At 36.1% G+C, this 12,021-nt stretch carries 10 protein-coding genes; 8 read left to right on the top strand and 2 right to left on the bottom strand.

The window, feature by feature from the left end:
• The first annotated feature begins 113 nt into the window (after window positions 1-113).
• The 8 genes from ychF (at window position 114) to E1750_RS05210 (ending at window position 9,404) form a co-directional block, all read left to right on the top strand.
• Window positions 114-1,208, top strand: coding sequence for a redox-regulated ATPase YchF (gene ychF / locus E1750_RS05245; RefSeq protein ID WP_133275763.1), 1,095 nt, complete (start codon window positions 114-116; stop codon window positions 1,206-1,208).
• Between the two features lie 114 nt (window positions 1,209-1,322).
• On the top strand, window positions 1,323-1,994 hold the full coding sequence (locus E1750_RS05240; RefSeq protein WP_133275762.1) for a hypothetical protein: 672 nt from the start codon (window positions 1,323-1,325) through the stop codon (window positions 1,992-1,994).
• A gap of 266 nt (window positions 1,995-2,260) precedes the next feature.
• Complete coding sequence (locus E1750_RS05235) at window positions 2,261-2,782, top strand: NADPH-dependent FMN reductase (protein ID WP_133275761.1); 522 nt, start codon at window positions 2,261-2,263, stop codon at window positions 2,780-2,782.
• A 215-nt stretch (window positions 2,783-2,997) separates the two neighbouring features.
• Window positions 2,998-4,860, top strand: a complete 1,863-nt coding sequence (locus E1750_RS05230) for a DNA topoisomerase IV subunit B (protein ID WP_133275760.1) — start codon at window positions 2,998-3,000, stop codon at window positions 4,858-4,860.
• An 11-nt stretch (window positions 4,861-4,871) separates the two neighbouring features.
• Window positions 4,872-5,279 carry a nucleotidyltransferase substrate binding protein gene (locus E1750_RS05225; RefSeq protein ID WP_133275759.1) on the top strand — a complete coding sequence of 136 codons (408 nt, stop codon included), beginning with the start codon at window positions 4,872-4,874 and terminating at the stop codon, window positions 5,277-5,279.
• Window positions 5,279-5,587, top strand: coding sequence for a nucleotidyltransferase domain-containing protein (locus tag E1750_RS05220; protein WP_133275758.1), 309 nt, complete (start codon window positions 5,279-5,281; stop codon window positions 5,585-5,587). The genes E1750_RS05225 and E1750_RS05220 overlap by 1 nt, the downstream gene beginning before the upstream one ends.
• 4 nt (window positions 5,588-5,591) lie before the next feature.
• Complete coding sequence (locus tag E1750_RS05215) at window positions 5,592-6,689, top strand: PDDEXK nuclease domain-containing protein (protein ID WP_133275757.1); 1,098 nt, start codon at window positions 5,592-5,594, stop codon at window positions 6,687-6,689.
• The gene (locus tag E1750_RS05210; protein WP_133275756.1) at window positions 6,690-9,404 is read left to right on the top strand and encodes a DNA gyrase/topoisomerase IV subunit A; all 2,715 of its coding nucleotides are present in this window, start codon (window positions 6,690-6,692) and stop codon (window positions 9,402-9,404) included.
• Window positions 9,405-9,436: 32 nt separating this feature from the next.
• Here the strand turns inward: E1750_RS05210 and E1750_RS05205 are convergent, their stop codons facing one another.
• Together E1750_RS05205 and E1750_RS05200 are read right to left on the bottom strand one after the other, a co-directional pair.
• Window positions 9,437-10,096, bottom strand: coding sequence for a 3'-5' exonuclease (locus E1750_RS05205; protein ID WP_133275755.1), 660 nt, complete (start codon window positions 10,094-10,096; stop codon window positions 9,437-9,439).
• Entirely contained in the window at window positions 10,096-12,000 is a 1,905-nt protein-coding gene (locus E1750_RS05200) for a DUF294 nucleotidyltransferase-like domain-containing protein (RefSeq protein ID WP_133275754.1), read from the bottom strand. Before E1750_RS05200 ends, E1750_RS05205 begins: the two co-directional genes overlap by 1 nt.
• Window positions 12,001-12,021 lie beyond the last annotated feature (21 nt).

Genomic DNA, 12,021 nt, shown 5'->3' with positions numbered 1-12,021 from the left:
TGGCTTATTTTTTCAATAAAAATTAGCGGTATACCATTAATCTATCGTTTTTAATGTGCTAAACCTTTTTTTTAATCTTATATTTGCACACTTTTAAAAAAAATAACACTATAATGAAAGCAGGAATTGTAGGATTACCCAATGTTGGAAAATCAACATTATTCAATTGTTTGTCCAATGCCAAAGCGCAAAGTGCCAACTTTCCGTTTTGTACCATAGAACCTAATATAGGAGTGGTCAATGTACCCGATCCTAGAATCAATAAATTAGAAGAATTAGTAAAACCAGAACGTGTTCAAATGGCAACTGTGGATATCGTGGATATCGCAGGTTTGGTAAAAGGGGCTAGTAAAGGGGAGGGTTTAGGCAATCAATTCCTTGGAAATATCAGAGAATGTAATGCTATAATCCACGTTTTGCGTTGTTTTGACAATGACAATATTGTGCACGTTGACGGAAATGTAGATCCAATTCGTGACAAAGAAACGATTGATATCGAACTCCAATTGAAAGATTTGGAAAACGTTGAAAAACGTCTCGAAAAAGTGAATCGCGCTGCCAAAACCGGAAATAAAGAAGCTCAAGTCGAAAAAGCGCTTTTAGACCGAATTCGAGAAACATTATTGCAAGCAAAATCAGCAAGAACTGTTGTGCCACAATCTAACGACGAGGAAGTTCTGATGGAAGGTTTTCAACTGATTACTGCAAAACCTGTTTTATACGTTTGTAATGTAGATGAAAATTCAGCTGTAAACGGTAACGCTTATGTGGATAAAGTTCGTGAATTGGTCCAAGATGAAGACGCTGAGGTAATCGTTCTTTCGGTTGGAGCCGAAGCTGATATCACTGAATTGGAAAGCTACGAAGAACGTCAGGTTTTCTTGGAAGATATGGGACTAACAGAACCCGGTTCAGCAGTTCTGATTCGTGCCGCTTATAAATTATTGAAGCAACAAACGTATTTTACGGCTGGTGTCAAAGAAGTGCGTGCTTGGACTATCAATATTGGTGCGACAGCCCCACAAGCTGCTGGAGTAATCCACACCGATTTCGAAAAAGGATTCATCCGCGCCGAAGTGATTTCGTACGAGGATTTCGTCAATTATGGTTCTGAAGCCAAATGCAAAGAAGCCGGAAAATTCAAGGTCGAAGGAAAAGAATATGTGGTGAAAGATGGCGATGTGATGCACTTTAGATTTAATGTGTAAGCAGAAAATAGAATAAAGAATAAAGAAAATAGACAAAACTGTTCAAGCAATTGGGCAGTTTTTTTATTTAATTGGTATTCCGATTTTTAGTATTTTTAGTCAAAATAAATACTAATGAAAAAATATATTTTAATATTGGGAATATTAGCTTTTCTTTCTTGTAAAAGAGCTGAAGAAGCTCCAATCGGACTCCGTTTTTATTTTGAAAATCCTCAACCGATAAATGATACTGAATTGTCTAAAATCCCCAATAAATTTAAGGGATTGTTTATGAATTCTGATTCATTATATTTGAATATCAAGGACGATATTATCCTAACTGAAAGTTTTTTTAAGTTCAAGTTTCATAACAACTACATTGATTCCCTGAGAAATGAATTTGTTCTTTCAAATGGAAAGTGGGTTGCTAAAGACGATAATGAAGTATTTGATTTTAGACAACTCAAAGATTCCATCGAATTGTCAAGTAAAAAAATTGACACTTTTTTTATCTTTTCACCAACACAGAAAGCCAAACGATTTGATGGCAAATTAGTCCTAAATTACAAAGATTCTATTTATTGGACTGTCAAATCGATCAGTGTAGAAAAAAATAGTTTAAAAATAAAATACATCTATTCTGATGAGGATTTAAAGCGAATAGATTCTTTGATAATAGTCAAATCGACAATGTTGGACTCTTCTTCATTTATTATTAAACCGTCTAGAAATGAGTTCAAACGAATCTTAAATTTAAAGCGATTGGGGATGGATTCTGAATATAGAAAAGTGAGCAAATACTATTAATAGTAACCCGTTGGGTGTAATTCAATTTAATTTTTTTAAACACATAGAATCATAGTTTTTTATTAATTTTATTAAGACGCTTCGCTTGATTTTAGTAAATCATAGCTATGTGAACCCAAGAACTGGGCTATCCAACTCTTTTTTCTATGATTCTATGCGTTTCAATTTTACTATTTCTAAAAATTTAATAATTTCACCCAACGGGTTAATAGTAGTAGTTTTCAATTTTTCATTTTTTGTTTTACATTTAGAAAAAAATATTTACTATGAAAATCATCGCCTTTGCCGGAAGTAATAGCCTGCATTCTATCAATAAAAAATTAGCAACCTATGCTTCTTCTCTTTTCGAAAACCCCGAAGTCGAAGTTTTGGATTTAAACGATTTTCAAATGCCATTATTTAGTGTTGATGTCGAAAAGGAGATCGGTCAGCATTCTTTAGCGAAAGCCTTTTTAGATAAAATTTCCATTGCCGATATTTTGGTAGTTTCCCTAGCAGAAAACAACGGAAATTATTCTGTTGCGTTCAAAAATGTTTTCGACTGGTGTTCCAGAATCAATGGAAAAGTCTTTCAAGAAAAACCAATGTTACTAATGGCAACTTCGCCTGGTGGTAGAGGAGGAGCATCGGTTCTTGAAATAGCTAAAAGTAATTTTCCGCGTTTTGGCGCTATCCTAAAAGGGATTTTTTCATTGCCAAGTTTCAACGATAATTTTGATGTTGAAAACGGGAAAATTTCGAATCTGGAATTGGATAATGAGTTGAAGGGAATTGTAAAGGATTTTTAAATGTCAATTCGCCTAGTCTTTGCTCTATTTTCTGTTTTCTAAAATCTGCAATCTAAAATCTGCAATCTGCAATCCAAAATCCACTGTCAAAAACATTCTTAATAACTTTGATGTTTCCTCTTTCAAATTTTATCAAATTACACTATATTAGCAGACGTGGCTGATGCGAGAAGTATTGGCAAAATAAAACACAGATAAATTCGATAAAATCAAAAATGTCAGATCAAACCCAGTATAACGAAGATAATATTCGGTCACTCGACTGGAAAGAACACATCAGAATGCGTCCCGGAATGTACATCGGAAAACTCGGTGACGGTTCTTCACCTGACGATGGTATTTATATTCTTCTCAAGGAAGTCCTGGACAACTGTATAGACGAATTCGTTATGGGAGCCGGGAAAACCATCGAGGTAACCATCAAAGACAAAACGGTTTCCGTTCGCGATTACGGTCGTGGAATTCCTTTGGGGAAAGTGATTGATGTAGTTTCAAAGATGAATACGGGAGGAAAATATGATTCGCTCGCCTTCAAGAAATCTGTTGGATTGAATGGTGTCGGAACAAAAGCTGTGAATGCTTTGTCCAATTATTTCCGAGTGGAATCGGTTCGTGATGAAAAACAAAAAGCGGCCGAATTTTCAGGTGGAAATTTGGTTTTAGACGAAGAAATTATAGATACCACCAAACGAAAAGGGACCAAAGTTACCTTCATTCCAGACGAATTGATTTTCAAAAATTACAAATTCCGAATGGAATATGTAGTTAAAATGCTCAAAAACTATTGCTATCTGAACAATGGTTTGACTATTTTGTTCAATGGTGAAAAATATTTTTCTGAAAATGGATTGAAAGATTTATTAGAAGAAACCATCAATGTGGAAGATTTGGAATACCCAATCATTCATCTCAAAGAAGGCGACATCGAAATTGCTTTGACGCATAGCAAAACACAATACAGCGAGGAATACCACTCTTTCGTCAACGGACAAAATACCACTCAAGGAGGAACCCATTTGGCTGCTTATCGCGAAGCGCTTGTCAAAACTATTCGGGAGTTTTATAACAAACCGTTCGAAGCTTCGGATGTGCGTAAATCTATCGTGACGGCGATCAGTATCAAAGTAATGGAGCCTGTTTTCGAATCGCAAACCAAGACTAAATTAGGTTCAACAGAAATCGGTTCAGAGCCCGGAATGCCTTCGGTACGTACCTTTGTCAATGATTTTGTCAAAAACAAATTAGACAATTATTTGCACAAAAATCCCGAAACGGCCGATGCTTTATTGCGCAAAATTATGCAAGCGGAACGCGAACGCAAAGAATTGTCTGGCATTCGAAAGTTGGCCAAGGATAGAGCCAAAAAAGCCAATCTGCACAACAAGAAATTACGGGATTGTCGCGCGCATTTGACCGATACGAAAAACCCAAGAAACCTAGAAAGCACGCTTTTCATCACCGAGGGAGATTCGGCTTCCGGCTCGATTACCAAATCACGTGATGTCAATACGCAAGCCGTTTTCAGTTTGCGTGGAAAGCCTTTGAATTCGTATGGAATGAGCAAGAAAATTGTGTATGAAAACGAAGAATTCAATCTCTTGCAGGCGGCTTTGGATATCGAAGACGATATGGAAAACCTGCGTTACAACAACATTGTAATCGCCACCGATGCCGATGTCGATGGGATGCACATTCGATTGTTGCTGATTACTTTTTTCCTTCAATTTTTCCCGGAATTGATCAAAGAAGGCCATTTGTATATTTTGCAAACCCCGCTTTTTAGGGTTCGAAACAAGAAAGAAACCATTTATTGTTATTCTGAAGAAGAACGAAAAGACGCTATCGAAAAACTGAAACCAAAACCAGAAATCACTCGATTCAAGGGATTGGGAGAAATATCGCCAGACGAATTCAAGAATTTTATTGGAGATACGATTCGTTTGGATCCCATTATGATGGATAAAAACACTTCAATTGAACAATTGTTGTCTTTCTATATGGGAAAAAACACACCCGATCGACAAGATTTTATCATCAATAATTTGAAGGTGGAATTGGATACAATGGAGGCTAATTAAACTGGGAAATAATGGAAAATCAAGACATTCGTTGGAAACAGAGATTTGAACATTATAGCAATGCTTTAAAGCTTTTAAACATTGCTGTATCAATTGGTTACGAAAAGATGGATGATTTGCAAAAAGAGGGTTTTGTGCAAAGATTTGAATTTACACACGAATTATCCTGGAAATTGATGAAAGATTATTTGAATTATCAGGGTAATTTTGAAATAAATGGAAGTAGAGACGCAATTCGTGAAGCTTTTAAAGTGGGATTGATTCAAGATGGTGAAGTATGGATGGAAATGATTAAAAGTAGGAATTTATCATCACATACTTATGATGAAGCAACATTGAGACAAATTTTAGAAAGTGTTTCCCAAAAATACATAAAAGAGTTTAATTTGTTTTTTACTAAAATGACTAGCTTACGATAATGTTTGGTATCTATCCTAAAAGCCACCAAGAAATTTTAAAAATAATTGATAGTTGTTCTTCTATCGATGAGGTTATTATTTATGGGTCTAGAGCTAAAGGTAATTATAGAGAAGGTTCAGATATTGATATTACTTTAAAGGGAAATATTAGTAGAGAAGATTTAAATAAATTGTGGCATAAGTTAGATGATAGTTATATCCCATATAAATTTGATATTTCTATTTTTAAAGAATTAAAATCTGAAAGTTTAATTGAACACATACAAAGAGTTGGTAAAACTTTGTACAAAAGAAAAACTGAAAGTTAAAAAAATGTCAGAAGACCTTCAAAATAAAATGTTGTTCCAACAAGTAGCTGAGCTTTTGCAAAATGCTCGGCAACAGGTTTTACGTACTGTAAATTCAACAATGGTTTGTACGTATTTTGAAATTGGAAAAATGATTGTGGAAGAAGAACAAAGTGGAAAAGACCGAGCGGAATACGGAAAACAAATTCTAAAAGGACTTTCGGAACAGTTAACGAATGAGTTTGGGAAAGGTTTTTCATTAAGGAATTTAGAGCAAATTAGAAAGTTTTATTTGATTTATTCAAATTCCGCAACAGTGTTGCGGATTTTCGATATTCAAAAAACGCAGACAGTGTCTGCGCAATTGCTTGATAACATTCCGCAGACAGTGTCTGCGGAATTGAATTCTCAAACATTATTTTCTATTTTCAAACTTACTTGGTCTCATTATTCGTTTCTAATGCGAATTGACGATGAAAACGAAAGACGTTTTTACGAAATAGAATCCGAAAAATACAATTGGAGCGTTCGGGAATTAAAACGACAATACGATTCGGCACTTTACACAAGATTGACCTTAAGTCGAGACAAGGAAGGTGTTTTAAAACTTTCGGAACAAGGGCAGATTATTGAGAAACCAAAAGATCTTATCAAAGATCCCTATATTCTTGAATTTCTTGGATTGCCAGAATTACATCAATATTCTGAGTCAGAGTTGGAAGAAGAAATTATCAATAAATTAGAGCATTTTTTATTAGAATTGGGACACGGTTTTACATTTGTAGCTAGACAAAAGCGAATTACTTTTGATGATAAACATTTTAAAATTGATTTGGTTTTCTATAACAGAATTTTAAAATCATTTGTTTTGATTGATCTGAAAATTGGCGAATTAAAACATCAAGATTTGGGTCAGATGCAAATGTATGTAAATTATTATGACAGAGAAATGCGTTTAGAGGATGAAAACAAAACGATAGGAATTGTGCTTTGCCAAAATAAAAGTGATTTGGTTGTAGAATATACTTTGCCAGAGAATAACGAGCAAATTTTTGCCAGTAAATACAAAATGGTTCTTCCAACTAAGGAAGATTTAATAAAATTAATTTCGGAATCAAAATAAATGAAAGACGAAGAAGAAGACAACATTATTCCAAACGAAGACGAGAATAACGAAGAGTTGAACGAATCCACAACCGAAGAAGGATTCGAAGACATCATCCGTTCGGGAGGAAATCATTTCTACGAGAACGACGAAAACAGCGAGGACACCATAACCAAAGTAACAGGAATGTACAAAGATTGGTTTTTGGATTATGCTTCCTATGTAATTCTGGAGCGTGCCGTTCCTGCGATTGAGGACGGTTTCAAACCCGTTCAGCGTAGAATTATGCACTCTCTTAAAGAGTTGGATGACGGTCGTTACAATAAGGTGGCGAACGTTGTGGGGCACACGATGCAATACCATCCGCACGGAGACCAAAGCATTGGTGATGCGATGGTACAAATTGGCCAAAAAGAATTGCTAATCGATTGTCAGGGAAACTGGGGAAATATCCTCACGGGAGATGGTGCTGCGGCTTCTCGTTATATCGAAGCGCGTTTGTCGAAATTTGCTTTAGAGGTTTTGTATTCTCCAAAAATTACCGATTGGGGTGTTTCCTATGATGGGCGTCGTGCTGAGCCGAACAATCTGCCTGTAAAATTTCCATTGCTTTTGGCACAAGGCGCCGAAGGGATTGCCGTGGGACTTTCGACCAAAGTCTTGCCACACAATTTCAATGAATTAATAGACGCTTCAATAAAAATATTAAAAGGAAAATCTTTCACGCTTTACCCAGATTTTTTGACAGCTGGTATTGCCGACGTTTCCAATTACAATGATGGAATGCGTGGCGGTCGAGTTCGGGTTCGTGCCAAAATTGCTCAATTGGACAAAAACACTTTAGTTATTACCCAGATTCCGTTTTCGACCAATACGACCACTTTGATTGATAGTATTTTGAAAGCCAATGAAAAAGGCAAAATCAAAATCAAAAAAATTGAAGACAATACCGCTGCGGAGGTCGAGATTTTAATTCATCTTTACCCTGGAGTTTCTCCAGATAAAACCATCGATGCCTTGTTTGCTTTTACAGCCTGCGAAACTTCGGTGGCGCCATTGGGCTGTGTGATTGAAGATAATAAACCTTTGTTCGTAGGTGTTTCGGAAATGTTGAAAATTTCGACAGCTAGAACGGTTGAATTACTCAAAGCAGAGTTAGAAATTCAATTAGAAGAACTCAAAAATAAGTGGCATTTTTCCACATTAGAAAAAATCTTCATTCGTGAAGAAATGTACATTGATTTCAAATTATATTCTGATAGAGAGGCACTTTACAAATATATGTACGATCGTTTTGAGCCTTTTGTGAAATCATTTGTTCGTGAAATTAACGATGATGATTTACAGCGATTGACTCAAATTCCGATGATTCGCATTACCCGTTTCGATTCGGACAAGGCTGATGATTTCATCGCTAAGTTGGAGGACGAAATGAAGGAAGTGGAATTTAATTTAGCCAACTTGACCGATTTTGCCATTGCCTATTTTACCAAATTAAAAGAGAAATACGGGAAAGGCAGAGAGCGCCAAACAGAATTGCGTGGTTTTGACAATATCGAAGCGACAAAAGTTGCCTTGCGCAACACCAAACTTTTTGTCAATAGGGCAGAAGGTTTCATAGGAACAGGGTTGAAGAAGGACGAATATGTTACCGACTGTTCCGATATTGATGATGTGATTGTTTTTCTCCGAGACGGTAGTATGATGATCAGCAAAGTCGATGATAAGAAATTCGTTGGAAAAGATATTATTCACGTTGCCGTTTTTGACAAGAGCGACAAACGGACTATTTATAATATGATTTATCGCGACGGAAAGTCGGGTCCAGCCTATATAAAACGTTTCAATGTTTCGGGGGTTACTCGGGATAAATTGTATGATTTGACCAATGAAAATAAGGGTTCGCAGATTCTTTATTTTACCTGTAATCCCAATGGTGAAGCCGAAGTTATAACCATATTATTACGTCAAATAGGAAGTATTAAAAAACTGAAATGGGATCTGGATTTTGCTGGCATTGCCATTAAAGGGCGCGCCTCGAAAGGGAACTTAGTTTCTAAATATCCTATTAAGAAAATTGAAATCAAGGAGAAGGGAATTTCGACTTTATTGCCGAGAAAAATATGGTTCGACGATACAGTACAGCGCCTAAACGTAGATGCTAGAGGTGAATTATTGGGAGAATTTAGACCCAATGACAAAATTCTTGTGATTTCGCAATCGGGAAAATTGAAAGTAATGATTCCCGAATTATCCACACATTTTGATGAAGATATGGTAGTTTTAGAAAAATGGCATCCTAAGAAACCAATTTCAGCGATTTATTATGATGGTGAAAAAGAACGTTATTATGTAAAACGTTTCTTGATAGAAAGTGAAGGAAAAGAAGAGAGCTTTATTACAGAACACCCCAAATCGCAACTCGAAATCGTCTCAACTGATTATCGTCCGATGGCTGAATTGGTTTTTACCAAAGTAAAAGGCGTTCAAAAAGAAAATCAAATCGTAGATATCGAGAATTTTATCGCCGTGAAAGGTTTTAAAGCACTCGGAAATCAATTGACTTCGGATAAATTGAAGCAAGTGAATCTTTTGGATCCATTGCCGTACGAAGAACCTGAAGAAGTGATTCCGGAAGAATTAGAGGTCGAAGGGGACACAGCAGTTGGGTCTGGAACGGATGCCGATGATGATGTTCAGCTCAATGACGACGGTCAAATTACCTTATTTTAATTAGTAACAATTTTCAAGGATTTAGTTTTACATCAATATTTAAATAATTGTTGTAAGCTAAATCCTTTTTTATCTTTCAGTTTGTTCACTATTTTCAAAAACGCGATTGCCGTTATATAGGCATCTCCCATTGCAGTATGTCTGTCTTTTTTTGAAATGTCAAATTTATCAGCAAGGTCGTCGAGGCTGTAATTGTCTTTTCTGGGTAATAAGGGAGAGTTCAATAAGGTTTTTTTGTATAACAGACCTGTGTCTAGCGTTTTGTTTTTTAATTTGGATAATCCATTTCTTTCCAAAGCCTTATTAATCATTGTGATATCAAAATGGGTATGATGTGCCACGATGATAGAGTCGCCTAAAAAATCGATCAATTGCTGTAAAGCCTCTAATTCATAAGGACGATCCAATACCGATGCTCGTAATATTCCGTGAATTTGTGCCGTAGATTGGTTGTAATGTTCCTGCTGAATATAAATTTCCAAACTTTCCTGAATTGGAATCTTATAATTTTGCAAAACAATAGCACCTATGCACAAAATTCGGTCTTTTTCATAATCAAAACCAGTCGTTTCCGTATCCAGAACTACAAAACGAGTCGAATGGATATCTCCTTGAATTTCATCCGCTACGCGTTGAGGAGAACGACCGACAAGTGTGAAAAGGAAGTTTTTTATTTTTGTTAAAAAGTCCATTACAATAGGTTTGAAGTATTAAATCGTACTCGGATGATTTCTTGTAACTCTTTGATGGTTTTAAAGGTACTCTTTAATTTTATTTTTTCAGCTTTTGATAAAGTTTCCAAAGCGATAAACTGCCCAGAGTCATTATGCAAAAGGCCTTGATTGGTTCTAAAACGCAATAAAATTTTATAGGAAGATGCACAAGATAGATACAATTCACTATTCTGTGGTTCTAGCTCGGCCAATTTTTCAAAACGTTCTACGGTATTACTAATTGATTTTATGGAGTGCGAAAGGATTAAAACTCTCGCTGCATCGGCTAACGGCATTAATGCACGGTTTTTTATATTGAAAAAGTCTTTGTTGGCTCCATCTTGCTCCAATAGAAATTCTCTAAAAAAACCGGTCGGTGATGGACTTTGCAATGCGCCACTGACTAGGTGAATATAAAAAGTTGGATTTGCTTTGACCTGCTCGAAGATATAATCAGACAAATCGTTTACCAAATCCCTGTCGCCATAAACTAAACTATAATCAAAGAAAATGAACGATAGTAACACTTCATTTTTTCCGGTATTGGTAATCCAATGGCGCACTTTTTCTTGGCATTCGCTGAGACTTAAACACCAATTGGGGTTGGATGCCATCATTTCGGCAGGGCAATATTCGTACCCAATTTCAAAAAGTCCTTTGGTGATTTTAGTGGCCAATTCTAAAAAGTATTTTTTAGTTTGGGCTTCTAATGGGGCAGGAACATCCTCATAAACAAGAGCATTGTCTTGGTCGGTTTGCAATAATTGTTCACTCCTTCCTTGACTTCCCAAGGCTAACCACGAAAATTTTACAGGTGGAGGAGTATCCATTTTGTTCAGCACGATGGCGATTACCTGCTTAGTACAGGCGTCATTCAATTCTGAAATTATTTTTGAGGTCAGCATCATCGGAATATTTTGGTCCAAATAGCCGCGAAGTAATTGCATAATACCTACTCGAATAAGCTTGATTTTCTTGAATTTCTTAGCTCGTTTTATGGCTCGTAACAAAACGGCTGGATTGTTGCCTATCGACACCATCACATCATGTTTAGATAATATGCCAACTGCTTTGGAATTTGCAGTTCCGTCTAGGGTGAGGCATAAATGACTAATATCACTTTTCATCATGGCCATTTGTGCCTGCGTAATGGTCATTTTGGTGGGATAAGTAATAACGGGTGACGTCATTATTTCTGCTGCCGGGGTGGTAATAGGGAATTGTCCCGTAACAATTTTGTTTCTTAGATCTTTGTCCGTAATGATGCCAATGGGAAGCGAATCTTCGACGACAAGAATCGCACCTACATTTTTGTCGAGCATAATTTTAGCGACTTCTTTTGCACTATTTGTAGGATAACAACTGATTATTTTTTTAGAATATTTGACTTCTTGCAAGTCCAATAATTTTGTATCAGTTTCAATTTCCTCGCCGTATAATTTTCCTCTATGACTTTTAGAAAACGGGTTCAAAGTATTGGATGCAAAGCTTTCAATCAGAAAATTACCAACCGCCTTGTTTTCTAGTGCATAAGGTTTGAAAATCTGAATGGGAATGGCATAAAGAATGGTTTCTTCATAAGTTCTCGCTTCCATTTTATAATTTTCATTGGCAATAAGGGGTCTTAAACCAAAAATATCTCCTTCGTCGCACATGTCCATAATGTCCGTTTCTTGGTCCGCTTTAAGGGTCACCGCTCCTTTGTGTACGACATAAAAACTATCGTGAGTATCTTCATTAACTGCAAAGATTACACTGTCTTTTTCTTTGTAAATAATGCTAATTTGTTGCGAAATTATTTCTAAATCTCTTGGTTTCAAAAAACTGAAAGGGGGATAGTTTCTTAAAAAGTCGGCTACTCTTTGTGAAATGGTGTTTTTCATATGTAACGATAAAATAGAATT

Source organism: Flavobacterium nackdongense (assembly GCF_004355225.1).
GTDB lineage: Bacteria > Bacteroidota > Bacteroidia > Flavobacteriales > Flavobacteriaceae > Flavobacterium > Flavobacterium nackdongense.
Note: the sequence above shows the minus strand (reverse complement) of the source record. Positions and strands in the feature narration are given on the sequence as shown.